The sequence below is a fragment of the Ralstonia chuxiongensis genome (genome assembly GCF_024158925.1).
Classification (GTDB): Bacteria; Pseudomonadota; Gammaproteobacteria; order Burkholderiales; family Burkholderiaceae; genus Ralstonia; species Ralstonia chuxiongensis.
Genome location: NZ_JAMYWC010000007.1, coordinates 151,158 through 175,776 on the forward strand (window position 1 = coordinate 151,158; position 24,619 = coordinate 175,776).

The following is a 24,619-nucleotide window of genomic DNA, read 5'->3' on the forward strand; positions in this document are numbered from 1 at the left end:
GCCGCAGGGCGTGGTGGTCATGCATCCGGCCACGGGCGTGCCGCAACGCATCTACCAAGCGTTCGCCAAGTTTCTGGCCGAACGCGGCTTCCACACCATCACGTATGACTACCGCGGCATCGGCGCATCCCGGCCCAAGAGCCTGCGCCGCTTTGCTGCCCGCATGCGCGACTGGGCCCTGCTCGACGCCGAAGGCGTGATGCGATGGGCAAGGGCACGGTACCCGGAGCTGTCGCAACTCGCGGTCGGGCATTCGGTGGGCGGTCACGCCATCGGCTTGTGCAGTGCGGACTGGGATGTCGCGGGTGTTGTGCAGGTGGCCTGCCACACGGGCAACTCGCGCTTTATCCGTCAACGCGGCGAACGTTGGCGCGTGGAGTTGATCCTGCGCGGCGTTGGGCCACTGATGGCGCGGCTGATCGGTTACGTGCCTGGCAAGCGCCTGGGCCTGGGCGAAGACCTGCCGGGCGGCGTCGCCATCGAATGGGGCGCGTGGGCTGGCATGCAGCGCTACTTTTTCGACGACCCGACGCTCGGCGCCATCGAGCGCTTCAACCGCGTGACGCATCCCGTGCTCGTCTATGGCTTTGACGACGACCCGTGGGCCACGCCCGCCGCCATCAACGCGTTGACGATGCATTTCACGAACACGTGGGTCGAACGCCGGCAGATCGCGCCCGCGCAGGCCGGTGGCGCGGTGGGGCACATGGGCTTCTTCCGCGCGCAGTTCGCCGCCACGCTGTGGCCAGGTCTGGTGGATTGGCTGAGCGAGCGAGCTGCAGCCACGCGCGCTGAAGCGGTGGCCGCATGACCGCGCCTGATCGTCGCCTTGTCTATCTGATCAGCGTCGGGCAACGCCGCTTGCAGCGCTGGATTCAAACGCGCACCGCCGAGGGTGTGACCGCCGCGCAGTCTGGCCTGCTGTTCTTCCTGGAAAAGAACGACGGCGCGTTGATGCGCGAAGCCGGTGCCGCGCTGGACCTCGGCCCCTCTGCGATGAGCGGGCTGGTCGATCGTACCTCCGACGCCGGCCTGATCGAGCGCCGCGCCGATGCCAAGGATGGACGCGCGTGGCAGCTCTGGATTACGCCCGCCGGCCGCGAAGCCTTGGCAAAAACACGCACCGGCCTGGCCGAACTGAACGCGCGGCTGACCGAAGGTTTTACCGACGCCGAGATCGATGTTGTCGCACGCTGGCTCGCCAGCCTGCAAACCAAGTTCCCCAACGGAGACGAGCAATGAGTGAACACATCCAGAGCCGCAACGCCGATGGCGTGCTGACGCTCACCCTGGCACGCGCTGACAAGAAGAACGCCATGACCGATGCAATGTACGGCGCGCTGGCCGATGCGCTGGACGCTGTCGAGCGTGACAACGCCGTGCGCGTGGTGCTGCTGCGCGCTGAAGGCGACATGTTTTCCGCAGGCAACGACATCGGCGAATTCGCATCGATTGCCATGACCGGCGGCAAGGGCGATGGCGAGCGCAACGTCATCCGTTTCCTGCATGCGCTGGCGCGCGCCACGCGCCCGCTGGTGGCGGCAGTGCAGGGCCGCGCGGTCGGTATCGGCACGACCATGCTGCTGCATTGCGACTTCGTGCTCTTGGCGGACAACGCGCAGCTTTCCACGCCGTTCGTCAATCTGGCGCTGGTGCCGGAAGCGGCATCGAGCCTGCTGATGCCCGCGCGCCTGGGCCATGTGCGCGCGTTCGAGATGTTCGCGCTGGGCGATGCGGTGAGCGCGGAATCGGCGCTCGCGTGGGGCTTGGCGAATCGGGTGGTGCCGCTGTATCAGCTCGGCACGGAGGCGGAGGCCATTGCGGCGCGTTTGGCGCGCCAGCCGCTGGGCGCCCTGACCGAAACCAAGCGGCTGATGCGCGATGCCGAACTGCTCAAGCAGCAGATGGATGCGGAGAGCGCCTGCTTTGCGCAGCGCCTGAAGTCTCCGGAGGCGCATGAAGCCTTCCGGGCGTTCGTCGATCGACGGCCGCCCAATTTCAACGCCGTGGCGCACTGAGCGCGGCGGTGTCTCCTTCGGCGGCCCTGGTCCGGCCGCCTTTTTTCATTCAAACCGCCAATCGCCCTTGCGTGGCCGCCACGGAAATCGTCGCTTCCATGCCGGCGGTAAAGCGCAGGTAATCGGCTTCCATGCCATCGGAAAAGATCACACCGTTCTCAGGCATGCGCGAGCGCAGCTTGAGCGGTTGGTCCGCATCCACATGCCCGAACACGAGCGTGGCCTGCGATGCGCGACTCGGAAACGGCTCGCGCACGGCGAACGTCAGTTGTGGGGCGTCCCACGGTTCGGGTTCGTAGCGGAAGCCATCGCCGCCCGCATGCATGGCGCGCGCAACGCCCATCGAACCCGTCACGATGCTCTTCAGCCACGCCGTTGAACCCAACCCCGTGGCGACGATGATCCCCGACGACGATTGCGCTTCGCGCCGCTCGCCCAGCTCGATTTCGTACAGCGCAGACGCATGCGTGCGCGGGCCGATGAAGAGGTCGTTGACGGCGCGCAGCACCTGTCCGTCGGACAGACGCGCTTCGGCCATCGTCACGGCTTTGGTGGGGCGCTTGTCGCGCGCTACGTCGGCTAGCACGGTGCCAAGGTCTTTCGGCTCGAAGGGCAGTAGCACGCCGTCCCAGCGGCCCGGCTCGGGGTTCAGGCCGATCAGCGGCTGGCCGTCGAGATACTTCATCGAGTTGGCGACCAGCCCATCTTGCCCAAGCGCCACGATGATGTCGTCCGGCGCAAAGATGAAGTTGGGCAGGTAGCCGCGGTCCACCACCTGGTAGCGGCCCCAGGCTTCCAGCGCGCGCACGGTGATTTCGAGGCTGCGCGCGTAGGCGGCGTTCTCGGCCACGTAGTCGGAAAAGTCGGCGCCCAGGTGTTCGAGATAGAACTTTGCCTGCGCCAGCGTGTGGTGGCGCGCCACCAGCTCTTCAAGCCGGGTGCGGCGCGTGACCAGCACGACCTTGCGGCCATCGGTGCTCATGATGCGGCCCTTGCAGTGGCATTGGTGGCGGTGGCGTTCATCAGCCCTTGCAGCAGTTCTGGCGACACGTTGAGCTGGCCGATGCGTTCGGCACGTTCGGCAATGCCGCCAAAGGCCTGTGCGATGAGCTGGCCAGGCTGCATGCCGGCTGCTGCAAGCGCGTTGACGATGCGCGGGTCGGCCTTTTCCAGCGCCTGCATGACGGCGGCCACGCGGTAAGCCTCGGCTTCGGCCAGCGTGCGGCTGTTCTCGGCCTGGCCGGCCACGAAGGCCTTGCGCTGACCTTCGAGTTCCACATCGGCGGCCATCTGCTCGTTGCGCAGGGCATTCTCCTTGCGCATCAACGTGGCCTTGGCTTCCATCTGCGTCTCGCGAATCTGACGCTTCTTCTGCTCGACGGCGATGTCGGTGTCCAGCTCGTTCTGGCGGATGGCGCGTTCGTTTTCCACGGCCGACATGCGGCGCAAATAGACGGCGTCGTCCGCGGCCTTGAGGTTGGATTCACGCGCTTCGGCTTCCAGCGCGCGGGCGATGTCGGGCGTCGGCTTGACCGCCATGACGGACACGCCCAGGATCTCCAGCCCCAACGCAGCAATTTCAGGCTGCGCCGCCAGTTCGGCTTGTGCGGTGCGCGCGATGGCCGCCGATGCGCGCAGCGCTGCCTTCAGCTCCATCGCCTGCACGGCCTGCTGCACGATCACTTCCACTTGCTGCGCCACGCGGTCGCCCAGGCGCTTCGGGTCTTCCGACACGTAGCTCTGGCCGTTCCTGGCGAGCGAGAAATCCATCATCGCGGCGGTGCGGCGCGGGTCGCTGATGCGGTATGTCACCTGACCCTGCACGGTCACGCTCTGGAAATCGGCTGTCACCAGTTCAAGGATGAACGGGCGGTCCTGGCTGGCCACCGGCACGGCCACCAGCGTGGTTGTCGGGCCGTAATAGAAGAACGAGAGGCCCGAGCCTTCGCGCACGACCTTGCCGGCGCGGAACTGCATGAGGTGAACGGTGGGCTGCGACTTGATGAAACGGATGCCGAACATGGTGACCTCCCTTTTTGTGTTTGAGTTGTACAGTACAACTTGTATGGGTTGGACAATACAACTTACTATTGAGGCCGTCAAGAAATTTGTGATCCGTCATGGCCACCCGATCGTCTGCCAAGTCCTTCCCACTGCCGTTCACCACCGTGGATGTCGTCATCTTCACGGTGCTGGATGACGTATTGCGCGTGCTGCTCGTCCAGCGCCCCAATGCGGAAGGGGAGCCCTTTCCCGGCGCATGGGCGCTGCCCGGCGGATTTGTCGATACGGCCGTCGATGCCACGCTGGAAGACTGCGCGCGCCGCAAGCTGCTGGAGAAGACCAGCGTGGGCAGCCCGTATCTGGAGCAGTTGGGCAGTTGGGGCGGGGCCACGCGCGACCCGCGCGGCTGGTCGGCCACGCACGTCTACTTTGCGTTGATGCCGGCGCAGGGCGTGATGCTTGCCAAGGGCGCCAATGCGGCTGACGTGGCATGGTTTGCGGTGGACGATGTACTGCGCGCGCCAGAGCTGGCCTTCGACCACGCGGAGATCCTGCGCACTGCCGTCGAGCGTCTGCGCAGCAAGGTCGAATACACGTCGCTGCCGGCGTTTCTGCTGGCTGAGCCGTTCTCGCTGCCGCAGTTGCAGCGCATGTATGAGATTGTGCTCGGCCGTCCGGTCGACAAAAGCGGCTTCCGCACCCGAATGCTGTCGGCCAATTTTCTGGAAGAGGCCGGCGTGGCAGAAGGCGATTCGTACCGCCCCGCCAAGGGCTACCGGCTGATTGACCGCGGCGCGCCGGTCGTTTTTCCGCGCACCTTCAGCCCGCGCGCGGGGGATTCAAATACCTGAGCGGGGTAACGGGTGCCGTGACAGAGGGGGGCAGCGCACCAGGCTAAGGTTGCTCGTCGTCTTCCAAAGAAAATCGCTGCGCCGCGCGCGTGCCGTTGCGCACGGTCTCGTCAACCACTCCGCGGTGCACGAGCTTGTGTCCGCTGTCGGGCGCTACCGTTGGCTGTCCGTGGCTGCGGCGGCTGTCGATGCCGGCAATCGGCGCTTCCGGATCAGGCTCGGGCCTGGTGTTGGCCAGCGACGCGTTGGAGTAGATGACGTTGTCTTGCCACGGCGATGAGTCTTTGACCGCCTCCTGGCTTTTGCCGTCGGCGTCGATGGTGCTGCCGGAGGCTTCGGTGCCGGCGGCATCCACAGAGCGGATGCGCTGTGATGCCTGCTGCACGGGGTCGGCTGGGCTGGGGCCTTGAACATAGGTGCTGCCTGCCTTGCCGGCTTCTTGCAGCGGCGGGCGGGCAGAACGGAACTTGTCGGAGGGCATAACGGGCTCCTGAGTGAGAGCAGATGGCAAGCCTGCCGCAACCGTCATGCCAGCGCAGCGTCTATGCGCGCTTGCGGGTGGCCCGTTTGCCTGCCTCCTGCAGGAACGCCACCGCACGCGGTTCCGTTGCATACGCGCTATTGATGCGCACCCACGGCGATACCTCCAGGTTCGGGCGGAAGTAATGCCCGGGCGCCAACGTCACGCCGTGCTTCTCTGCGGTGGCCGCCAGATCGCGCGAATCCTCCACATGCGGCACCCGCGCCCACAGGAAGTTGCCACCCGACGGATGGTGAAACACTTCCCAGCCGGCATCGGCCAGCACGTCGAGCGACGCGATGACGGAGTCACCCGCGCGCTGGCGCAGCCGCTCCACATATTTGCGATAGGCGCCGCGCTCAAGCAACGTGCTCACCACGGCCTCGGCAAAGCGCGAGCCGCCCACGCTGGTGAGCATCTTCACGTTGGTCAGGTCATGCACCAGCTCGCGCTTGGCAATCAGGTAGCCCACCGGCAGCGACGCCGACACCGTCTTGGAAAACCCGCCCACGTAGATCACTTGGTCGAGCTGGTCCAGCGTTGCCAGCCGCGCGGTCGGATCGGCCTGCAGGTCGGCAAAGATGTCGTCTTCCAGAAACGTGAAACCGTGGCGCCGCGCCAGCTCAAGCAGCCGAAACGCGACCGGCGGCGACACGACCGAGCCGGTCGGGTTCTGCAGCACGCTATTGATGAAGAACAGCTTGGGCCGGTGTTCGCGCAGCATCGCTTCCGTGACTTCCACGTCGGGCCCGTCGCTCCGGCGCGGAATGCCGACCAGCTTCACACCATGCAAACGCAGTAGGCCGAACACGGTGTAGTAGCCCGGGTCTTCCACAAACACCGTGTCGCCGGGTTTGAGCAGGTGCCGCATTACAAGGTCGATCGCCTGGCTCGTGCCGGCGGTGATCAACACATTGGGCAGTTCCGCCTGGATACCAAGCTGGCGTGCCCGCATCATGACCTGATGGCGCAGCGCCATGTTGCCAAGCGGCGAGGAGTAGTCGATCACCGCGTGCGTGTCGGTGCGAGAGACCTGGCGGATGGCCTGCGTCAGGCCTTCCACATCGCGCCAGTCGGCCGGCACGAACCCGCCGCCGAGCTTGAGCATGCCGTCGGGGTAACTGAACTGCTCGAAGATGTGTTTGGACTCAGCCTCTGCCCGACGCGGGTCTGACCAGCCGCGCCCGTCGCGCCCGGTCAGGTTGCTCTCGGCCACATAGAAGCCCGAGCCGTGGCGCGAGTCCAGCAGGCCCAGCGAGACCAATCGGTCATACGCCTCGATCACGGGGAAGCGGCTGATGCCGTAATCGGCCGCCAATTGCCGGATCGATGGCAGCTTGGCGCCGGGGCGCACGTCGTTGTCGCGGATCCACGCCTGCACGCCGGCCACGATCTGGTCGGCAATCGGCACGCGGGTGGTGGCATCGATGAGGAGTTTCATGGCGTAGAGGCGAGTCTGGAAGCTTATGAACAGATGCGGCCAACTGTTCAGTACTGTTCAGGGCATTGTAGCCAAACACGCCAGAACGCGATGGTGCGGGTTATCACGCGGCGGGCCGCATTCTCCTCGGGACGATGCGCCGGGCTGGCTCCGTAAAAAGGGGAGCCGGCCCTTTCTTTCGCGCGTTTTGAGGCCGCATTCGGAAGCCCACCGGATACAAGCGACTGCGGCGATACTGGCGCCTTACGCCCGGCGCATATAAATCGGGCGAAGGCCATGCACCTTCAAAGGAGAGGAGACAAATGGGTACGTCGTTCAAACGCCGTGGAGCCGTCATCGGGCGGCTGTTGCGCCTGGTCATTGCGGTTGTGGTGTTGGTGGCCGCTTACGTGGCGTTCAACACGTGGCGGCACAGCTCGCGCCAGCTCGATGTGCCCGCTGTCACGCCGGTCGCAGTAGATGGCCCAGCCGCTGCGGCGCACCTGGCCGAAGCCGTACGCGCACGCACCGTGTCGAGCGCGACCGATGCGCAACTGAACGCCGACCAGTTCCGCCAGTTGCACGCCATGCTCGAGGCTCGCTATCCCAAAGCGCATGCCGTGCTGCAGCGTGAGCAAGTGGGCGACTTTGCGTTGCTCTACACCTGGAAGGGCTCCGACCCGTCGCTAAAGCCCATCATGCTGATGGCGCACCAGGACGTCGTGCCCATCGCCCCGGGCACCGAGGGCGACTGGACCCAGCCGCCCTTCGACGGCGTGGTGAAAGACGGCATGGTCTGGGGCCGTGGCGCGTGGGACGACAAGGGCAACCTGATCTCGCAGATGGAGGCCATCGAGCTGCTGGCCGCCAGCGGCTTCAAGCCACGCCGCACCATCCACCTGGCCTTTGGCGCCGACGAGGAAGTGGGCGGTGAGCGCGGCGCCAAGCAGATCGCCGCGCTGCTCAAATCGCGCGGCGAGCGTCTCGACTTCGTGATTGACGAAGGCCTGCTGATTACCGAAGGCGTGCTGCCGGGGCTCACCAAACCTGCGGCGCTGATCGGTGTGGCAGAGAAGGGCTTTCTCTCCGTGCAGCTCAAGGTCGGGGCCACGCCGGGGCATTCGTCGATGCCGCCGCCGCACGGGCAGAGCGCCATCGCCATGATGAGCGCCACGCTCAAGCGGCTGGATGACGATCAATTGCCCGCCGGCATTCGCGGTGTTGCACAGGAGATGTTTGCAACGCTGGCGCCTGAGATGCAGGGTTTCAGCCGCGTGGCGCTGTCCAACCTGTGGCTGTTCGGGCCGCTGGTGCAGAAGCAGCTGGAAGCGTCGGCCAGCTCCAACGCCATGCTGCGCACCACCACCGCGCTGACCATCGTGCAGGCTGGCAACAAGGACAACGTGCTGCCCGGCCGCGCCGAGGCCACGGTCAACTTTCGCCTGCTGCCCGGCGACACCATCGCATCCGTCACCGCGCACGTGGAAGATGCCGCCAAGGTGGCAGCGCCCAACGGCAAGTTCGAACTGAGCCGGCTGCCGGGTTCAAGCGAGGCCTCGCCGGTGTCGCCCACGCAATCGGCGTCGTATCAGTTGATCAACAAGACGGTGCGCGAACTGTTCCCGGGCACGGTCGTGGCGCCCGGGCTGATGATCGGGGCGACGGATTCGCGTCACATGATCGAGATTGCCGACCATGTGTATCGGTTCTCGCCGGTGCGCGCCAAGCCGGAAGACTTGCCGCGCTTTCACGGCACCAACGAGCGGATCACCGAGGCCAATCTGGTGGAGCTGATCCGGTTCTACCACCGGTTGGTGCAGCAGGCGGCTGGGGCTTGATGTCAGTGCGAGGCCGCCAGCAGCGTGTCGATGTGCGCGTCGTTGGTGGCTTCGGGGCGGCGCAGTTGCGTGCTGCGGCTGCCGTCTACTGAGATGGCTGTGTCGCCGTGCACGGTCACGCGGCGTACCAAGCGCGGCTGGTTGCCGTAATCGTTGATGGCGTAGTGCTGCGTGGCGCGGTTGTCCCAGATGGCGACGTCGTGCTGGCGCCATTGCCAGCGCACGGTGTTGTCGAGCCGCGTCACGCGGTTCTGCAGCAGCTCGAACAAGCGCGTCGATTCGCTGCCCGACAGGCCGGTGAAGCGCTTGGCGAAGTGGCCGAGCAGCAGGGCGCGTTCGCTGGTCTCGGGGTGCACGTGCACCACCGGGTGCGAGGCTTCATATACCGAGGCGGTAAACACCTCGCGGTGATGGCGCAGGCGTGCGCCGTCAATCTGCGTGCGCTCGGCGCCGTAGTCGTAATCGTTGGTGTGCACGGCCCAGAGTTGCTCGGCAAGCTGCTTGAGCGGGTCGGGCAACTGCTCGTAGGCGCGGGCGGTGTTGGCCCAGACGGTGTCGCCACCGTAAGCGGGAATCGTCACCGCGCGCAGGATCGACACCTTCGGAAACGCATCGAGAAACGTCACGTCGGTGTGCCAGGAATCGGCACGGCCCCCGCCCTTTGATGCGTCAAGTTCAAATAGTCGCGTGCCGGTGGGCGCCGGCACGGTCGGGTGGGCGACGATGCGGCCGAAACGCTTGCCGAAGGCCTGATGCTCGTCGTCGTCCAGATGCTGCTGGTCGCGAAAGAACAACACCTTGTATTTGAGCAGCGCGGCATACAGGCTCGCAAACGCGTCTTCCGTCAGATCCGCGCCGAGCTTGAGATCGAGAACCTCCCCGCCGATGTGGCCGGCCACCCGGCGTACGCGCAGGGTGCCAAACGTGGTGTCGATGGCGGCGTTGTGGTCGTGTGGCATGGCAGCTCCGTCAGGAATGGCGATGGACCATGCTAGCCAGCCGGCGCCCAACGGAAAACGAACGGTTTGACATATCCAAATGCAGTTCTGTCCGTCACTGCACTGAACTGTTCGCGAAAGATGCTGAACAGTTCAGCCAAACTGTTCACAACTGTTCATGTCAACGGCTTGAGCTGCCGCGCAAGATGGAACCGTGCCGATCCGCAGTCCCCATAAAAATCCACCACGAACCCCGGCACAGGAGTCTCAATCATGCGCGAAATCAGAATCTTCGAACTGGACCGGCCGGGCGTGCCGGTGAGCTGGCGGTCGGCACGGGCCCAAACCATCGCCGCACAAGCCGGGCTGTTGTGGGTCACGCAAGAGCATCAGCGGCAGGACATCTGGCTCAAGCCAGGCCAGTCGATCGATGTACCGGCGGGCGTGCGCTTCTGGCTTTCCGGTGAACCGGTTGACGGCACGCCGGCGCGCTTTGCCGTGACCGAAGACATCAACGCCCCGCGCCGCCTGCTGCGCTTCATCGGTTTGCTGGTGGTGGCTGCGTATCGGCAGATTCTGCGCGACGACGGGCAAGATGCTGCGCGTACGCCGTCGGCACAGCGGATTGGCACCTAAGCCTTGCGTCAAGCCGGAAACACGAGCCGGAACTCGGTCCGCCCACCCGGCGGGCTGCTGGCCTGCACGCTACCGCCGTGCAGGTCCATGATGGTTTTGACGATGGCCAGTCCCAACCCAGTGGACTGGCTTGACTGCGCCCCGGATTGCGCTCGTGAGGGGTCGCCCCGATAGAACCGCTCGAACAGCAGCGGCAGGGCGGGGGCCGGAATGCCTGCCCCCGGGTTGCTCACGGCAATTGCGATGCCCTGCGGCATCAACTCGATCGCTACGTCGATGCGCGCTCCGGCGGGCGTGTGACGCAGCGCGTTGTCGAGCAGGTTGTTGATCGCCCGGCGCAGCAACGTCGCATCTGCGCGCAGTTGCGCATCGCCGCGCACGTCGATGGTGATGTCACGGTCAGCAGCTACCGCCTCGAAGTAGTCGACCAGCACCTGCACCTCGTGCCGTGCACCCAGCGGCGCGATGGACAGCGCCACGCGTGCGTGGTCCGCGCGTGCCAGGAACAGCATGTCTTCGATCATGTGCGACAGGCGCGCGTATTCCTCCAGGTTGGATTCGAGCACGCTGCGGTATTCCTCGACCGTGCGCGGGTGGGCGAGCGTCACTTCAGTCTGGCCCACCAGATTGGCCAGCGGTGTGCGGAAGTCATGCGCCAGGTCTGCCGAGAACTGCGAGAGCCGCGCAAAGCCATCCTGCAGGCGCGTGAGCATGGCGTTGAGCGATGCCAGCAAGTCAGCCAGCTCACGTGGCGCGCCCTGCAGCGTGAGGCGTGTATCAAGCTGGCTCGGCACCACGGCCGCTGCCTGATTTCCGATGCGTGCCAACCCGCGCAGCGTGCCGCGCACGAGCAACAGGCTCAGTAGCGCCACCGCTGCCACACCGCCAATCACGGAAAACACGATGTGGCGCTGGTATTTGGTCAGCAATGCTGCGCGGCTGTCGCCATCCTGCGCCACCAGCACGATGACTTTTGCGGTGTTCTGCCCCAGCCATGCTTCCGCAGCCACGGCGCGCGATCCCATGCCCGTCATCGACGTCCAAGTCTGTACGGAAGACTCCGACGGCGGCACCGCAGCCGCAACCACCGGCGGCATCGTCACCTGTTCGCCCTCGGGGTTCACCTCAACGAGCGTGCGGCCTTCGGGCGTAGCAATGCGCAGGATCAGCCCATCGTGGCCCGACACCACATCGGTATAGCGGTGCGCGGTGCGCGCCAGATCGTCGGCGTTGAGCGCCTCACTGGCCAAATGGCGCAGCTGCGTGATCTTGCCGAGCAGCATCGCGTCGTCAGTCGCGCGCAGTTGCGCGTTGAGCGCGAAGTACAGATACGTGCCGGCCGCCGTGAGCGTGACGGATGCCACCACCACAAACGCCAGCACAAGCCTGCTGGCAAGCGATGCAGGCCAGCGCATCAGCGGCCTCATCAGCGATCCACCGCGTCCAGCACGTAGCCCATGCCGCGCAACGTGTGGATCAGCTTGTGCTCGAACGGGTCGTCCACCTTGGCGCGCAATCGCCGGATCGATACATCCACCACGTTGGTGTTGCTGTCGAAATTCACATCCCACACCTGCGAGGCGATCAGCGATCGCGACAGCACCTCCCCCGCGCGGCGTGCCAGCAGATGCAGCAGCGCGTATTCCTTGGCGGTCAGGTCGATGCGTTGTCCTGCACGTGTCACGCGGCGTTTGATCGTGTCGATCGTCAGGTCGGCAATTTCGAGGATCTCGCTTTCGCGCAGCGGGCCGCGCCGTAGGATGGTGCGCACACGCGCCACCAGTTCGGCAAAGGCGAAGGGTTTGACGAGGTAATCGTCAGCGCCCAGCTCCAGGCCTCTCAGGCGGTCGGCCAGTTCGTCGCGTGCGGTCAGGCACAGCACCGGCGTGCTCTTGCGGCGGCGCAGTTCCTGCAGCACCTGCCAGCCGTCCATGCCGGGCAGCATGATGTCGAGCACGATCAGGTCGTAGTCATGCTCCATGGCCTGGAAGAGACCATCGGGGCCCGTGCGGGCGAGGTCGGCCACAAAGCCGGATTCCGTCAGTCCCTTGAGGAGGTAATCGCCCGCCTTGGGCTCGTCTTCAACAATCAGCAGTCGCATGATGAAAAATGGCGTGCGCTTGATGCCCCGCCAGTGCCGCCACGATATGCCAAAACCCCAGACGGCGGCACAAAGATGACAAGTTTGTCATCTTCGAGTCATGCCCGCGTGGTGCACCGCTCCCTAGACTGGCCCCACTGACATCGCCCCCCCTTTCCTGCTTGCTGATGTCAGGCCTTTTGAAGGAGATTCTCATGGCGATTCGATTCCAACGCGTGCTTCCCCTGGCTGCACTGGCCGCAATGCTGGCAACCGGCACGGCCGTGGCAGCGCAAGACAATCAAGGTGCCTGCTGCGCTCCGCAGATCAAGTCGATGGCCGCACCGCTGGCCAAGGCCGGCGCGCGTGACCCGTACACCGATGGCGGCAAGACCGGCGCCCGCGATGCGTACACGGACGGTGCAGCACAAACGGTGCTCGAGGCTCGCGTCGGCGCCCGTGACCCCTACACCGATGGTGCAAAGACTGGCGCACGCGATCCGTACACCGACGGCGCGATTGCGTAATGCGTTGTTTCCAGCCCGCCGGGGCGGTCCTTTTGTGTCTTCTGGCTGCCCCGCTGGCCACCGCAGCAGTGACTGACCCCGTCGCACCGGTGGCGCTTTCTATGCCCGGTGGGCCTGCGGCTGCGTCATCCGAACGCGTGACGCTGCAGCAAGCCGTTGAACGCGCGGTGCAGTCGCATCCGGCGCTGGCCGCAGCCGGCTATGAAGTGGCCGCCAGTGAAGGCGCGCTCGACCAAGCCCGCCGACTGCGCAATCCCGAAGCCGCCTTCACGACAGAAGACGTTCGTCGCGACCGCGCCACGATGACGGCGCAACTGAATATCCCATTGGAACTGGGCGGCAAGCGCGGTGCCCGTACGCGCGCCGCAGAAATCGCCCGAGACGCGACGGCGCAAGATGCCGCCGTGCTGCAGGCCGAGTTGCGTGCGGATGTCACGCGGGCCTTCTTCGACCTCGTGATTGCGCAGGAGCGCCTGGTGCTCGCGCAGGCGTCGGATGCGTTGGCGGCCCAGGCCGAATCCGCGGCCGCGCGGCGTGTGCAGGCGGGAAAAGTGTCGCCGGTGGAGCAAACCAAGGCTGGCGTGGCCCGCGCAAGTGCCGCCATCGAACTGCGTGACGCTAATGCCGAGCTGCTGGTCGCCCAGCGCGCATTGGCGGCCTTCTGGGGCTCGCCTTCTGCGGTGCCCCAAGCCGATGGCAGCGCAGAGACGTTGCCCGTCGTGCCGCCAGAGGCACGCCAAGCGACTGGCACGCTGGAAAACTCGCCCCGCGCCATCCGCGCCCGTCTGGAGATCGACCGGCGCCAGGCGCTCGCCAAGGTGGAGCGCAGCAAGCGCGTGCCCGATGTGACGCTCACGGTGGGCGCCAAGCGCGACAGCGCCGCGAACAACAACATGGCGGTGCTCGGCATTGCCGTGCCTTTGCCGCTGTTTGATCGCAACCAGGGCAGCCAGCTCGAAGCACAGTGGTTGGCCGACAAGGCGTTTGAAGACTATCGCGCGCTGCAGCTTGAGCAGAACGCCACGCTCGCGCAGGACGTAGCGCGGCTCGACGCGGCGCGCGCCGCCGTGCAGTCGCTGCGGCAAGACGTGTTGCCCGGTGCGCAGCGCGCGTATGACGCCGCACGCATTGGCTTTGATGCCGGCAAATTCAATTTTCTCGATGTGCTGGACGCCCAGCGCACGCTGTTCCAGGCGCGCGCGCAATACCTGGCTGCGCTGTCCCGCGCGCATCAGGCGGCCGCCGGTATCGATCGCATCCTCGGCCGGTAGTGCGACCTCTTTCTTTCCGCTGACATGACACTTCCACCGAAACAACGGCGCGCCATCGCGCTCATCGTCGTGCTGGGTGCGCTGGCCGCTGCCGGGCTGTGGTTCGGCATGGGTGCGCGCCAGGCTGCGACGTCCGAGGCCGAGGCGGCACCTGCACCCGCCGCTGCCGAGCGGGCCGAGGCACCCCACGCCGAAACGCTTGCCATGACGGCAGACGCCATCGCCAATGCAAAGATCGGCGTGGAAACCGCAGGCGCAGCCGAACTGCGAACGGAGGTCGTTCTACCCGGTGAAATTCGCCTGAACGAAGACCGCACCGCCCACGTGGTCCCCCGTGTGGCGGGCGTGGCCGAGAAGGTAACGGTGGAGCTTGGCCAACCGGTGGCGCGCGGCCAACTGCTGGCCGTGCTGTCCAGCCCCGCACTGTCGGATCAACGCAGCGAACTGCAGGCGGCCCAGCAACGCCTTGCGCTCGCGCAGGAAACGCACACGCGCGAAAAGCGCTTGTGGGAGCAGGGCATCGCCGCCGAACAGGATTACCAGCAGGCGCGTACATCGCTGCAGGAAGCCCGCATTGCGGCAGACAACGCTCGCCAAAAGCTGACGGCCATTGGTGCCGCGCCAGCCGGTTCGGCGTTGAATCGTTTCGAGCTGCGTGCACCGTTTGATGGCGTGGTGGTGGCCAAGCACCTGTCGCAGGGCGAAGCGGTGCAGGCGGAAACGGCCGTGTTTACCGTGGCTGATCTGCGCACCGTGTGGGCGGATTTCTCCGTTACTGCAAAGGATCTGGAGGCGGTCACGGCCAACGCCTTGGCCACCGTGCGCGCCACGGCCACCGGCACCGCCGTGCAAGGCAAAGTTTCGTACGTTGGCGCATTGCTGGGCGAGCAGACCCGCACCGCGCCCGCCCGCGTGACGCTTGACAATCCCAAGCTGGCATGGCGCCCGGGCATGTTCGTCAACGTGTCGGTTGAATCGGGGCGTGTGCAGGTGCCCGTGGCGGTGCGCGCCGATGCCGTGCAGACCGTGGATGACAAGCCGTCGGTGTTCGTGCCCGTGCCGACCGGTTTTGAAGTGCGTCCCGTCAAGACAGGCCGCACTGACGGCAGGTGGACGGAAATCCTGGAGGGTCTTCCCGCTGGCACGCACTACGCCGCAGCCAACAGCTACGTGCTGAAGGCCGAAGCCGGCAAGTCCGCCGACCACGGCCACTAAAGGGAGGCGCCATGTTTGAACGCCTCTTGCGGACCGTCATCGCGCAGCGCTGGCTGGTGCTACTGGCCGTGCTGGCGGCCGCCGCGTTTGGCGCGTACAGCTATACGCGCCTGTCCATCGATGCGGTGCCTGACATCACGAACGTGCAGGTGCAGATCAACACCCCAGCACCGGGTTACTCGCCGTTGGAGACTGAACAGCGCATCACCTATGCGCTGGAAACTGCCATGGCCGGCTTGCCGAAGCTGGAGCAGACGCGCTCGCTCTCGCGCTACGGCCTGTCGCAGGTGACGGTGATCTTCAAGGAAGGCACCGACATCTACTTCGCGCGCCAATTGGTGAGCGAGCGCCTGCAGGCTGCGAAGGAGCAATTGCCCGATGGCATTTCGCCAAGCATGGGGCCCGTTTCCACCGGCCTGGGCGAAATCTACTTGTGGACCGTGGAGGCCGATGCCAACGCACGCAAGCCCGACGGCACTGCCTACACCCCCGCAGACTTGCGCGAGTTGCAGGACTGGGTGATCCGTCCGCAGATCCGCAACGTGCCGGGCGTGACGGAAGTCAACACCATCGGCGGCTTCGCAAAGGAATTCCTGGTGGCAACAAGCCCGGAACGCCTGGCTTCGTACAAGCTCACCTTGGCCGATGTGGTGGCCGCGCTTGAGCGCAACAACGCCAACATCGGCGCTGGTTACATCGAACGCAAGGGCGAGCAATACCTTGTGCGCGCGCCCGGACAGTTGCGTGATGCGGCCGACATCGGCAACGTGGTGCTCGCCAGCCCCAACGGCACGCCGGTGCGCTTGCGTGACGTTGCGACCATCGAAAGCGGCAGCGAGCTGCGCACGGGTGCGGCTACCAGCAACGGGCGCGAGGTGGTGCTGGGCACGGCGTTTCTGTTGATGGGTGAGAACAGCCGCACCGTTTCGCAGGCCGTGGACAAGCGCATGCAGGAGATTCGCAAGACGCTGCCGGCGGGCATTCGTGTGGAGTCTGTGTATGACCGTACGGTGCTCGTCGACAAGGCCATCGCCACGGTTAAGAAAAACCTGCTGGAAGGGGCGATTCTGGTGATGGCGGTGTTGTTTCTCTTCCTGGGCAACCTGCGTGCAGCCTTGCTGACCGCGCTGGTGATTCCGTTGTCGATGCTGATGACGTTCAGCGGCATGGTGTCGGCCAAGGTGAGCGCCAACCTGATGAGTTTGGGTGCGCTGGATTTCGGCATCATCGTTGACGGCGCCGTGGTGATCGTCGAGAACTGCGTGCGGCGCCTTGCGCATGCGCAGGAATTGCGCGGTCGACCGCTCACGCGCGCCGAGCGCTTTGAAGAGGTGTTCGAAGCCGCCCGCGAGGCGCGCCGCCCGCTGCTGTATGGGCAGCTCATCATCATGGTGGTGTACCTGCCGATCTTTGCGCTCTCGGGTGTGGAGGGCAAGATGTTCCACCCGATGGCGATCACGGTCGTGCTGGCACTGGCTGCGGCCATGATTCTCTCCATCACGTTTGTGCCGGCTGCCGTGGCGTTGTTCATTGGCGAACGCGTGGCTGAGAAAGAGAACCGCCTGATGGGCTGGGCGCGCCGCATGTATGTGCCGCTGCTTGAGCGCGTCTTGGCCGCGCCCGCCGTGGTGCTGACGTTTGCAGCGGTGGCCGTATCGGTCTCGCTGGTGGCTGCCACCCGCCTGGGCGCGGAGTTCGTCCCCAACCTGAACGAGGGCGATTTTTCCATCCAGGCGATGCGCGTGCCGGGCACGGGCCTCGCGCAATCGCTGGACATGCAGATGCAGATCGAGCGCGCGCTCAAGGCGAAGTTTCCCGAGATCGAGCGTGTCTTCGCGCGCACCGGCACGGCGGAAGTCGCGACCGACGTGATGCCGCCCAGCATCTCCGACGGCTACATCATGCTCAAGCCCGAGCGCGACTGGCCTGCCGGCCCCGACGGCAAGCGTCGCAACCGTGACCAATTGCTCACCGACATTCGTACCACGGTGGAAGCACTGCCCGGCAATGCATACGAGTTCTCACAGCCGATTCAGTTGCGCTTCAATGAATTGATCTCCGGCGTACGCAGCGATGTGGCCGTCAAGCTCTTCGGCGACGACATGGGCGTGCTGGAAGCGCAGGCCAGGATCATTGCCGCGCAGCTCGGCAAACTGACAGGCGCAACGGAGGTGAAGATCGAACAGACCGGCGGACTGCCTTTCTTGAACGTCGACATCGATCGTGACAAGGCTGCGCGCTACGGCCTCTCCATCGGGGCGATTCAGGACACGGTGTCCGCAGCCATTGGCGGTAAGGATGCGGGCACGGTGTTCCAGGGCGACCGTCGTTTCGGCATTGTCGTGCGCCTGCCGGAAACCTCACGCAGCGACCCGGCTGCACTGGGCCGCTTGCCGCTGGCGTTGCCCAACGGGCAGGGTTACGTGCCGCTCTCGGATGTCGCCACTCTCAACGAGGCCACGGGTCCCAACCAGGTCAGCCGCGAAGATGGCAAGCGCCGCATCGTCGTCAGCGCCAATGTGCGCGGGCGCGACATTGCCTCGTTTGTGGAAGAGTCGCAGGCGGTGCTCGATGCGCAGGTGCGTCTGCCGGCCGGTTACTGGATGGCGTGGGGCGGGCAGTTCGAACAGCTGCAGTCAGCCACTGAGCGCCTGCAGATCGTGGTGCCGCTGGCGCTGGCCATGGTGCTCACGCTGCTGTTCATGATGTTCGGCAATCTGAAGGATGGTTTGCTCGTGTTCTCGGGCATTCCGTTTGCGCTGTCGGGCGGCATTCTGGCGCTGGCGCTGCGCGGTATTCCGCTGTCGATCTCAGCGGCGGTGGGTTTCATCGCGTTGTCGGGCGTGGCAGTGCTCAACGGGCTGGTGATGTTGAGCTTTATCCGCAGCCTGCGCGAAAGCGGGCAGTCGGTCGACGAGGCCGTGCGTGAGGGTGCGCTCACACGCTTGCGCCCGGTGCTGATGACCGCGCTGGTGGCATCGCTCGGCTTCGTTCCGATGGCGCTGGCAACCGGCACGGGCGCGGAGGTGCAGCGTCCGCTGGCAACGGTGGTGATCGGCGGGATTCTGTCGTCGACGGCGCTGACGCTACTGGTGCTGCCGGTGCTGTACCGGCTGGCCTATCGACGGGAGGATGGGCGAGAAGGCGCCACGGCGCAGGCAGATTCGGCAGTGCCGTCCGCTGCGCCGTGACGGTGGCGCTTACTCCGCTTGCAGTGCGGCGATGATTTTCTCGGCGTGGGCCTTGAGCTTGTCGCTGTCGGCCTGCACGCGGGCGTGCGGTTGCAGCGGGGTATCGCTGTAGCGCGGCAGCACGTGAAAGTGCACGTGCGGCACCGTCTGCCCCGCAGCGCTGCCATTGAGCTGGAAGACTGCGATGCCCGGCGGCGTGAACGCAGCACGCACGGCGCGCGCCAGCTTGCGCGTGGTGCGGATGGCGGCCGATGCAGCGTCATCGGACAGGTCGAACAGCTCTGCCGCGCCTTCCTTGGGCAGCACGAGCACGTGGCCGTCGGCCTGCGGCATGATGTCCATGAAGGCAAGCGTGTGGTCGTCTTCGTACACCTTGATGCAGGGCAGCTCGCCGCGCAGGATCTTGGCGAAGATATTCTGGTTGTCGTAAGTCGCGTCAGGCATGGGTGTCTCCAATAAGCGGGAAATGCACGGGAAAGCGCTGCGCGAAAGTATATAGGCGACCGGCGACGGCGCGCATGGGGTAGGTTTGGCGCAGATCAAGCCGGGCTGTCGTCAACCGACAGCGGCGCAGCCACGTGTTCTAGCGGTTTGCGTTCGGCCGCTGTCCCCCAGCAAGCCTGCACAGCGGCGGCCAGCAACATCAGCACCGCGCCAAACGCATAGCCGCCGAACACGGCACCGCGCGAGTGCGTATCGATCAGCCAGCCGAACAGCGCCGGCCCGGCCACGCCGCCAAGCCCCGTGCCCACGGCATAGAACAGCGCGATGGCCAGCGCGCGCACCTCCAGCGGAAAGGTTTCGCTCACCGTCAGGTACGCCGAGCTGGCGGCGGCCGACGCAAAGAAGAACACCACGGTCCACGCGATGGTCTGCGTGGTGCCATCTAGCACGCCTGCCTTGAACAGTGCGCCACTCACCAGCAACAGCACACCGCTGATGGCGTAGGTCGCGGCAATCATCGTGCGCCGGCCAACCACGTCAAACAATCGCCCCAACAGCAGCGGCCCGAGAAAATTGCCCAGTGCGAACGGCAGCAGATATGTGCCGACCTTCGTTGCGGGCACGTCATAGAAATCGGTCAGCACCAGCGCGTAGGTGAAGAAAATCGCGTTGTAGAAAAACGCCTGTGCCGCCATCAGCGCGAGGCCCACCAGCGCGCGTTGCCGGTGCTGCACGAACAGGACGCGCGCGACTTCCATCAAGCGTGGATGGCTGCGGCTGCGCATGCGCAATGCTGGCAGCGGCGCGGTATCGAAGCGATGGCCGCGCGCGGCGATTTCGCTTTCGATGTCCTGCACGATGGTTTGCGCTTCTTCGTGCCGTCCGCGCGTGATGAGCCAGCGCGGGCTTTCCGGAATCCAGAAACGCATCACCAGAATGATGAGCCCCAGCAGGGCGCCGATGAAGAAGCACAGCCGCCAGCCGGTGTCGAGGCTCATGTGCGCCGGGTCCAGCAGCCACAATGACGCGCCTGCGCCCAACGCGGCGCCGATCCAGAACGTGCCGTTGATGGCGAGATCCGTCCAGCCGCGCACGCGTGCCGGCGTCAGCTCCTGGATGGTCGAGTTGATGGCCGCGTATTCACCGCCGATGCCTGCGCCTGTGAGCACGCGAAACACGACGAGGCTGGCAAAGCTCCACGAAAACGCTGTCGCCAGCGTGGCCAGGATGTAGACGCCCAGGGTGATGAAGAACAGCTTGCGGCGGCCCAGTCGATCCGTCATCCAGCCGAACAGCAGTGCGCCGAACACCGCACCGACCAGGTATGCGCTGCTGGCGATGCCGACCTGCGCGTTGGTGAGATGCAGCGAGGGGCTTTGCTTGAGGGCGCCCGCCACAGCGCCGGCCAGCGTCACCTCCAGGCCGTCTAGCAGCCACGTAATGCCCAGCGCAATGACCACGCGCGTGTGAAAGCGGCTCCACGGCAGGCGATCGAGCCGGCTGGGCAGGTCGGAGGTGTGAAAGGCTGGCGATTCGGGCATCGCGGCGCACTCAAAGTGGAATGCGCCCCATGCAGCACGATTTATTCCCGCGACGGCGCGGCCGAACCGTCAGAGGGTGCGCCCGCGAGCAGCGTGTCTTCAAAGAAGCGGCGGCGCGCGTCCTTGTCGGGTTTGCTGCCCTGGTGCCAGAGCGAGGCTTCGGAAAGTTGGTAGGCGTACAGCATGAAGGCGCGCGTCTTGGCGTCCTTGCGCGCAAAGCCGATCGCCTGGAAATGCTGGACGTAGTAATCCATACGATGTTCGTCGACGGCTTCAACGGCTTCTTGCGCCATCGGGTCGCGCCGCGCCCAGGCACGGATGGCAAATTCGATCATGGCTGTGCGGCGGGCGCTGCGTCCGCGAAACGGTAGCGCGAGCAGATCGCGCACGAGCCCCTGCACTGACGGGTTCTGCCGCTCCAGCTTGGGGCCCACGCGTGTGCGCTCGCTCCAGTCCTGCAATACCTGGTGCAGCAGATCGTCGCGGTTCTTGAAGTGCCAGTAGAAGCTGCCGCGCGTCACGTCCAGCTGCTTGGCGAGCACATCCACGCGCACGGCATCGATGCTCTTTGTCACAAGCAGGTCGGTGGCGGCGCGAACCCAGTCGTCAGGCGTGAGCTGCGCACGCGGCGCGGCTGGGGAGGCGGAATCGGCATCGATTTCGACGGCTTCGTCGCGTTCGTCGATCTGCGGGGATGGCTTGGGCATGAAGGCGGATTCTAGCCCCGCTGGCGGGGCTGTCCAGCGCTTAAATCGTGCTGAGCCCCCAGGTTTGCGCGGGTTGACACGGCAACAAACGCACTCCTACCATGCACATACGTTTGTGTATGGAAGGATCGAGCTACCGTAAGCCTTGGTTTGCGGTTCAGTGCAAGAACCATGCTCGACGATGCCTTCTGCACGGCGTCAAACGATAAGACATCAGGAGACATTTGCATGAAGGCATTCCGACTCGCGCTGTGCGCGGCGGCAGCAGTTGGCACATTCGCGGGCGCATTTTGCCCGAGCACCGTCCACGCCGAGACCGTCAAGATCGCGTGGATCGATCCGCTGTCCGGGCTGATGGGCGCGCTGGGCCAGAACCAGCTGCGCAGCTGGCAATACGCGGCCGATCTGGCCAACCAGCAGAACTGGAGCGGTAATGGCACCAAGTTTGAAGTCGTCGGCTTTGACAACAAGGTTTCGCCGCAAGAAAGCCTGACGATCCTCAAGCAGATCACCGATCAGGGCATCCGCTACGTCGCGCAGGGCGACGGCTCCAGCGTTGGCATGGCGCTGCAGGACGCCATCGCCAAGTACAACGACCGCAACCCGGGCAAGGAGATCATTTATCTGAACTACGCGGCGGTCGATCCGGACATGACGAACAACAAGTGCAACTACTGGCACTTCCGTCTGGATGCCAACTCCGACATGAAGATGGAGGCCCTGACGAGCTATCTCGCCAAGGACCAGAACATCAAGAAGGTCTATCTGCTGAACCAGAACTACTCGTTCGGCCACCAGGTGGCGCGCGCGGCCAAGGAGTACCTCAAGCGCAAGCGTCCGGACATCCAGGTGGTGGGTGAAGATCTGCACCCGCTCGCGCAGGTGAAGGACTTCTCGCCATATGTTGCGAAGATTCGTGCGTCCGGCGCCGATACGGTCATCACGGGCAACTGGGGGAGCGATCTGGCACTGCTGATCCGCGCATCGAAGGACGCGGGGCTCACCACCAATTTCTATACGTACTACGCAGGTACGACCGGTGTGCCAACGGCGATGGGCGCCTCCGGCGCAGACCGCGTGAAGGTCATCAGCTACTTCGCGCCGAACGACGGCAACCCGAAGACGAGCGCCGTGCTCGACGGCTTCAAGAAAAAGTACAACGACGACTTCTTCAACGCCGATGTCTACACGGGCATCGCCTTCCTGGCCAAGGCCATCAAGACCAGCGGTTCAGCCGAGCCTGCCAAGGTGGCCAAGGTGATGGAAGGCATGACGGTCGACGGCCTCAACGGCCCGATCGAGATGCGCAAGACCGACCACCAGGCGCAGCAGACGCTGTACGTGACCACCTGGGTGAAGGCCGACGGCAAGAAGATCAAGTACGACCAGGAAAACACCGGCTACGGCTGGCGTACCGACGTCACGCTGGAACCGCACCTTGCGGCCCAGCCGACGTCGTGCCAGATGAAGCGTCCGGCGTCGTAATCGCGTGATGGTGGTGTTCCTGGCTTACACCGGGGACACCACCCCTGTGCCCGCCAGGTGCCCGCGGGCGTTCTCCAGAAAGCGATCCACCGTAGCCTGCACCGATTCCGGCGACCAGCCGGCAATGTGCGGCGTCAGCACGACCTGCTCCAGGTCCAGTAGCCCGGCCGGCGGCTTGGGCTCGCTCTCATACACATCCAGCCCTGCGCCACCCAGCTTGCCCGAGCGGATGGCCGCTTCCAGCGCGGCCGTATCGACCACGCTGCCGCGCGCAATGTTGACCACGTAGCCGTTCGGGCCCAGCGCTTCCAGGATCGTCTGGTTGACGAGGTGCTTGGTCTGCGCACCGCCCGGCGTGGCAACGATCAGGAAGTCCGCCCACTCCGCCATGTCCTTGAGCGCATCGAAGTAGCGATACGACACGCCGTCGCGCGGCTTGCGGTTGTGATAACCGATCTGCATGTCGAAACCGGCAGCGCGGCGCGCGATCTGCAGCCCGATGGTGCCCAGGCCGACGATGCCCAGGCGCTTGCCGCAAACACCCGGTTGCAGCGGAATGTCGTCGCGCCAGACGCCGTGGCGTGTGGATCGATCCAGCTTGGGAATGCCACGCACGGTGGCCAGCAGCAAGCCAAAGGCATGGTCGGCCACGCAGGCGTCGTTGGTGCCGGCGCCGTTGGCCACCGCTACGCCACGTGCGCGGGCGGCCTCCACATCGATGTTCTCGTAGCCAGCGCCCAGCGCGCAGGCGAGCTCCAGCTTGGGCATCGCGGCGATCTCTGCGCCGGTCAGACCCGTCGAGCCATTGGTCAGCACGATGCGGACGTTTTGGCCCTCGCGCGCGATGACGGCATCGCGTTCGGCGCGGGTCGGTGCATGGATGACGTGAAAATGTTCAGCAATCTGCGCCACGTTCTCGGGCGTCATCGCAATGAGGAGCAGCAGGGTCGGTTGCATGGTCAGGAGAGGAGGCGAGCCGCATGAATGGGGCAAGGCCCGGTCGGCAAGGAGGTGCGCCGCACGGCGCTTGGCGATGATAACGCGCGCCCAGCCGCCTTGCTGAAAGCCACGGCCGCCATGCGGTTACACCCCGTTACCGATGAGCGGGTTTGGTTGCACGGGTTTGCAGGGCTGCGGCATAGACTTTGCGGCAAGAGGCGCATGGCCGCAGGCCGCAGAGCAGACTGCTGGTCCGGCCCAGACGCCTTGTTCACTAGACGGGATTGATCATGCAAGCAACGAACAAGTCGGACCGTGCAGGGCGCGTAGCGCGTTGGGTGACAGTGGCCACATTGGCTGCCGTGGCAGCGGGGCTGACAGGCTGCGTGACTGCGCCGGCATACCCCGGTTACGGCGCGGGCTATGGCGCGGGTTATGCCGCGGGCAGCAATACCTACGGCAACAGCATCGGCTCGACCACCTACAGCAGCGGTTACGGCAGCTATGACCCGAACGCTCCGCAGCCCTATCCGCAGCAGCCGGCGCCGACCTATTCGCAGCCCCAGCCGACTTACTCGCAACCGAACTATTCGCCGTATCCGAACAACGGCGATCAGTCTTATCAAGCGCCCGCGGATAACCGTTACGGTGTTGTTGAATACGTCGAAGCCGTGCCCGTGCGCGGCCAGTCGAGCGGCGTCGGTGCCGTGCTCGGCGGCGTGGTGGGCGGCTTGCTTGGCCACCAGGTTGGCGGCGGCCGCGGCAACACCGTGGCCACCATCGGCGGCGCGGTGGCGGGCGCCATGGCGGGCAACGCCGTGGAAGGCAACACGGTGGTCGGCCAGACCTACCGCGTGACCATGCGGCTGAACGACAACTCGCGCGTGACGCTCACGCAAAACAACCCGAACGGACTGCGCGTGGGTGATCGCGCCCGTATCGAAAACAACATGGCAGTGCCTTACTAGCCACATCCTGCATGGGAGGTGCCCGC

23 protein-coding genes are annotated in these 24,619 nt (G+C 65.3%); 12 read left to right on the top strand and 11 right to left on the bottom strand.

What is annotated here, in order from left to right:
• From NKG59_RS21965 to NKG59_RS21975, 3 genes are all read left to right on the top strand, one after another.
• Positions 1–811: alpha/beta hydrolase family protein (locus tag NKG59_RS21965; RefSeq protein WP_253541383.1), on the top strand; the 811-nt coding region annotated here is incomplete at its 5' end.
• Complete coding sequence (locus NKG59_RS21970) at positions 808–1,242, top strand: MarR family winged helix-turn-helix transcriptional regulator (RefSeq protein ID WP_253541386.1); 435 nt, start codon at positions 808–810, stop codon at positions 1,240–1,242. The genes NKG59_RS21965 and NKG59_RS21970, both read left to right, overlap by 4 nt.
• Positions 1,239–2,018 carry an enoyl-CoA hydratase gene (locus NKG59_RS21975; protein ID WP_253541389.1) on the top strand — a complete coding sequence of 260 codons (780 nt, stop codon included), beginning with the start codon at positions 1,239–1,241 and terminating at the stop codon, positions 2,016–2,018. Before NKG59_RS21970 ends, NKG59_RS21975 begins: the two co-directional genes overlap by 4 nt.
• Positions 2,019–2,067: 49 nt before the next feature.
• On the opposite strand, the gene NKG59_RS21980 is transcribed toward NKG59_RS21975, so the two are convergent.
• Both NKG59_RS21980 and NKG59_RS21985 read right to left on the bottom strand, forming a co-directional pair.
• On the bottom strand, positions 2,068–3,000 hold the full coding sequence (locus NKG59_RS21980) for a diacylglycerol kinase catalytic domain-containing protein (RefSeq protein WP_253541392.1): 933 nt from the start codon (positions 2,998–3,000) through the stop codon (positions 2,068–2,070).
• Positions 2,997–4,040 (bottom strand): SPFH domain-containing protein, encoded by a 1,044-nt coding sequence (locus NKG59_RS21985; RefSeq protein WP_045203449.1) that lies wholly within the window; start codon positions 4,038–4,040, stop codon positions 2,997–2,999. The genes NKG59_RS21980 and NKG59_RS21985 overlap by 4 nt, the downstream gene beginning before the upstream one ends.
• A 98-nt stretch (positions 4,041–4,138) precedes the next feature.
• Between NKG59_RS21985 and NKG59_RS21990 the strand changes: the two genes are divergently transcribed.
• Positions 4,139–4,873: an NUDIX hydrolase gene (locus tag NKG59_RS21990; RefSeq protein ID WP_253541395.1), complete on the top strand. Its 735-nt coding sequence runs from the start codon at positions 4,139–4,141 to the stop codon at positions 4,871–4,873.
• A 43-nt stretch (positions 4,874–4,916) separates the two neighbouring features.
• Here NKG59_RS21990 and NKG59_RS21995 read toward each other — a convergent pair whose 3' ends face one another.
• Positions 4,917–5,354, bottom strand: coding sequence for a DUF3005 domain-containing protein (locus NKG59_RS21995; RefSeq protein ID WP_082076021.1), 438 nt, complete (start codon positions 5,352–5,354; stop codon positions 4,917–4,919).
• Between the two features lie 61 nt (positions 5,355–5,415).
• Complete coding sequence (locus NKG59_RS22000; RefSeq protein ID WP_253541398.1) at positions 5,416–6,834, bottom strand: aminotransferase-like domain-containing protein; 1,419 nt, start codon at positions 6,832–6,834, stop codon at positions 5,416–5,418.
• 302 nt (positions 6,835–7,136) lie between these two features.
• Here NKG59_RS22000 and NKG59_RS22005 point away from each other — a divergent pair, with 302 nt between their 5' ends.
• On the top strand, positions 7,137–8,651 hold the full coding sequence (locus tag NKG59_RS22005) for a M20 family peptidase (RefSeq protein WP_253541401.1): 1,515 nt from the start codon (positions 7,137–7,139) through the stop codon (positions 8,649–8,651).
• A gap of 2 nt (positions 8,652–8,653) precedes the next feature.
• Here the strand turns inward: NKG59_RS22005 and NKG59_RS22010 are convergent, their stop codons facing one another.
• Positions 8,654–9,610 (bottom strand): TauD/TfdA dioxygenase family protein, encoded by a 957-nt coding sequence (locus tag NKG59_RS22010; protein ID WP_253541404.1) that lies wholly within the window; start codon positions 9,608–9,610, stop codon positions 8,654–8,656.
• A gap of 252 nt (positions 9,611–9,862) precedes the next feature.
• Here NKG59_RS22010 and NKG59_RS22015 point away from each other — a divergent pair, with 252 nt between their 5' ends.
• A complete protein-coding gene (locus NKG59_RS22015) occupies positions 9,863–10,225 on the top strand; it encodes a DUF2917 domain-containing protein (RefSeq protein WP_045203446.1) in 363 nt (120 codons plus the stop codon).
• A gap of 8 nt (positions 10,226–10,233) precedes the next feature.
• Here the strand turns inward: NKG59_RS22015 and NKG59_RS22020 are convergent, their stop codons facing one another.
• Complete coding sequence (locus NKG59_RS22020; protein WP_315862609.1) at positions 10,234–11,643, bottom strand: heavy metal sensor histidine kinase; 1,410 nt, start codon at positions 11,641–11,643, stop codon at positions 10,234–10,236.
• Positions 11,644–11,651: 8 nt separating this feature from the next.
• Positions 11,652–12,326, bottom strand: coding sequence for a heavy metal response regulator transcription factor (locus tag NKG59_RS22025; protein ID WP_253541419.1), 675 nt, complete (start codon positions 12,324–12,326; stop codon positions 11,652–11,654).
• A gap of 194 nt (positions 12,327–12,520) precedes the next feature.
• On the opposite strand from NKG59_RS22025, the gene NKG59_RS22030 reads away from it, so the two are divergent.
• The 4 genes from NKG59_RS22030 (at position 12,521) to NKG59_RS22045 (ending at position 18,509) form a co-directional block, all read left to right on the top strand.
• Positions 12,521–12,832 (top strand): hypothetical protein, encoded by a 312-nt coding sequence (locus NKG59_RS22030; protein WP_253541424.1) that lies wholly within the window; start codon positions 12,521–12,523, stop codon positions 12,830–12,832.
• 68 nt (positions 12,833–12,900) lie between these two features.
• On the top strand, positions 12,901–14,103 hold the full coding sequence (locus NKG59_RS22035; protein ID WP_253541426.1) for a TolC family protein: 1,203 nt from the start codon (positions 12,901–12,903) through the stop codon (positions 14,101–14,103).
• Between the two features lie 24 nt (positions 14,104–14,127).
• A complete protein-coding gene (locus NKG59_RS22040) occupies positions 14,128–15,318 on the top strand; it encodes an efflux RND transporter periplasmic adaptor subunit (protein WP_253541429.1) in 1,191 nt (396 codons plus the stop codon).
• Positions 15,319–15,329: 11 nt separating this feature from the next.
• Positions 15,330–18,509: an efflux RND transporter permease subunit gene (locus tag NKG59_RS22045; RefSeq protein WP_253541432.1), complete on the top strand. Its 3,180-nt coding sequence runs from the start codon at positions 15,330–15,332 to the stop codon at positions 18,507–18,509.
• A gap of 9 nt (positions 18,510–18,518) precedes the next feature.
• Here the strand turns inward: NKG59_RS22045 and NKG59_RS22050 are convergent, their stop codons facing one another.
• From NKG59_RS22050 to NKG59_RS22060, 3 genes are all read right to left on the bottom strand, one after another.
• Positions 18,519–18,953, bottom strand: a complete 435-nt coding sequence (locus NKG59_RS22050) for an HIT family protein (protein WP_253541433.1) — start codon at positions 18,951–18,953, stop codon at positions 18,519–18,521.
• A gap of 95 nt (positions 18,954–19,048) precedes the next feature.
• Positions 19,049–20,494, bottom strand: coding sequence for an MFS transporter (locus NKG59_RS22055; RefSeq protein WP_253541436.1), 1,446 nt, complete (start codon positions 20,492–20,494; stop codon positions 19,049–19,051).
• 41 nt (positions 20,495–20,535) lie between these two features.
• A complete protein-coding gene (locus tag NKG59_RS22060; RefSeq protein ID WP_253541440.1) occupies positions 20,536–21,201 on the bottom strand; it encodes a TetR/AcrR family transcriptional regulator in 666 nt (221 codons plus the stop codon).
• Positions 21,202–21,429: 228 nt separating this feature from the next.
• On the opposite strand from NKG59_RS22060, the gene NKG59_RS22065 reads away from it, so the two are divergent.
• Entirely contained in the window at positions 21,430–22,686 is a 1,257-nt protein-coding gene (locus NKG59_RS22065) for a branched-chain amino acid ABC transporter substrate-binding protein (RefSeq protein WP_024977669.1), read from the top strand.
• A gap of 24 nt (positions 22,687–22,710) precedes the next feature.
• Here the strand turns inward: NKG59_RS22065 and NKG59_RS22070 are convergent, their stop codons facing one another.
• Entirely contained in the window at positions 22,711–23,643 is a 933-nt protein-coding gene (locus NKG59_RS22070; RefSeq protein WP_253541441.1) for a 2-hydroxyacid dehydrogenase, read from the bottom strand.
• Positions 23,644–23,915: 272 nt separating this feature from the next.
• On the opposite strand from NKG59_RS22070, the gene NKG59_RS22075 reads away from it, so the two are divergent.
• Positions 23,916–24,593, top strand: coding sequence for a glycine zipper 2TM domain-containing protein (locus NKG59_RS22075; protein ID WP_045203436.1), 678 nt, complete (start codon positions 23,916–23,918; stop codon positions 24,591–24,593).
• The last annotated feature ends 26 nt before the right edge of the window (positions 24,594–24,619 follow it).

Excerpts from the sequence above, each read along its gene's own strand:
- NKG59_RS21970 (WP_253541386.1), top strand. The coding sequence starts at position 808 with ATGACCGCGCCTGATCGTCGCCTTGTCTATCTGATCAGCGTCGGGCAA.
- NKG59_RS21975 (WP_253541389.1), top strand. The coding sequence starts at position 1,239 with ATGAGTGAACACATCCAGAGCCGCAACGCCGATGGCGTGCTGACGCTC.
- NKG59_RS21980 (WP_253541392.1), bottom strand. The coding sequence starts at position 3,000 with ATGAGCACCGATGGCCGCAAGGTCGTGCTGGTCACGCGCCGCACCCGG.
- NKG59_RS21985 (WP_045203449.1), bottom strand. The coding sequence starts at position 4,040 with ATGTTCGGCATCCGTTTCATCAAGTCGCAGCCCACCGTTCACCTCATG.
- NKG59_RS21990 (WP_253541395.1), top strand. The coding sequence starts at position 4,139 with ATGGCCACCCGATCGTCTGCCAAGTCCTTCCCACTGCCGTTCACCACC.
- NKG59_RS21995 (WP_082076021.1), bottom strand. The coding sequence starts at position 5,354 with ATGCCCTCCGACAAGTTCCGTTCTGCCCGCCCGCCGCTGCAAGAAGCC.
- NKG59_RS22000 (WP_253541398.1), bottom strand. The coding sequence starts at position 6,834 with ATGAAACTCCTCATCGATGCCACCACCCGCGTGCCGATTGCCGACCAG.
- NKG59_RS22005 (WP_253541401.1), top strand. The coding sequence starts at position 7,137 with ATGGGTACGTCGTTCAAACGCCGTGGAGCCGTCATCGGGCGGCTGTTG.
- NKG59_RS22010 (WP_253541404.1), bottom strand. The coding sequence starts at position 9,610 with ATGCCACACGACCACAACGCCGCCATCGACACCACGTTTGGCACCCTG.
- NKG59_RS22015 (WP_045203446.1), top strand. The coding sequence starts at position 9,863 with ATGCGCGAAATCAGAATCTTCGAACTGGACCGGCCGGGCGTGCCGGTG.
- NKG59_RS22025 (WP_253541419.1), bottom strand. The coding sequence starts at position 12,326 with ATGCGACTGCTGATTGTTGAAGACGAGCCCAAGGCGGGCGATTACCTC.
- NKG59_RS22030 (WP_253541424.1), top strand. The coding sequence starts at position 12,521 with ATGGCGATTCGATTCCAACGCGTGCTTCCCCTGGCTGCACTGGCCGCA.
- NKG59_RS22040 (WP_253541429.1), top strand. The coding sequence starts at position 14,128 with ATGACACTTCCACCGAAACAACGGCGCGCCATCGCGCTCATCGTCGTG.
- NKG59_RS22045 (WP_253541432.1), top strand. The coding sequence starts at position 15,330 with ATGTTTGAACGCCTCTTGCGGACCGTCATCGCGCAGCGCTGGCTGGTG.
- NKG59_RS22050 (WP_253541433.1), bottom strand. The coding sequence starts at position 18,953 with ATGCCTGACGCGACTTACGACAACCAGAATATCTTCGCCAAGATCCTG.
- NKG59_RS22055 (WP_253541436.1), bottom strand. The coding sequence starts at position 20,494 with ATGCCCGAATCGCCAGCCTTTCACACCTCCGACCTGCCCAGCCGGCTC.
- NKG59_RS22060 (WP_253541440.1), bottom strand. The coding sequence starts at position 21,201 with ATGCCCAAGCCATCCCCGCAGATCGACGAACGCGACGAAGCCGTCGAA.
- NKG59_RS22065 (WP_024977669.1), top strand. The coding sequence starts at position 21,430 with ATGAAGGCATTCCGACTCGCGCTGTGCGCGGCGGCAGCAGTTGGCACA.
- NKG59_RS22070 (WP_253541441.1), bottom strand. The coding sequence starts at position 23,643 with ATGCAACCGACCCTGCTGCTCCTCATTGCGATGACGCCCGAGAACGTG.
- NKG59_RS22075 (WP_045203436.1), top strand. The coding sequence starts at position 23,916 with ATGCAAGCAACGAACAAGTCGGACCGTGCAGGGCGCGTAGCGCGTTGG.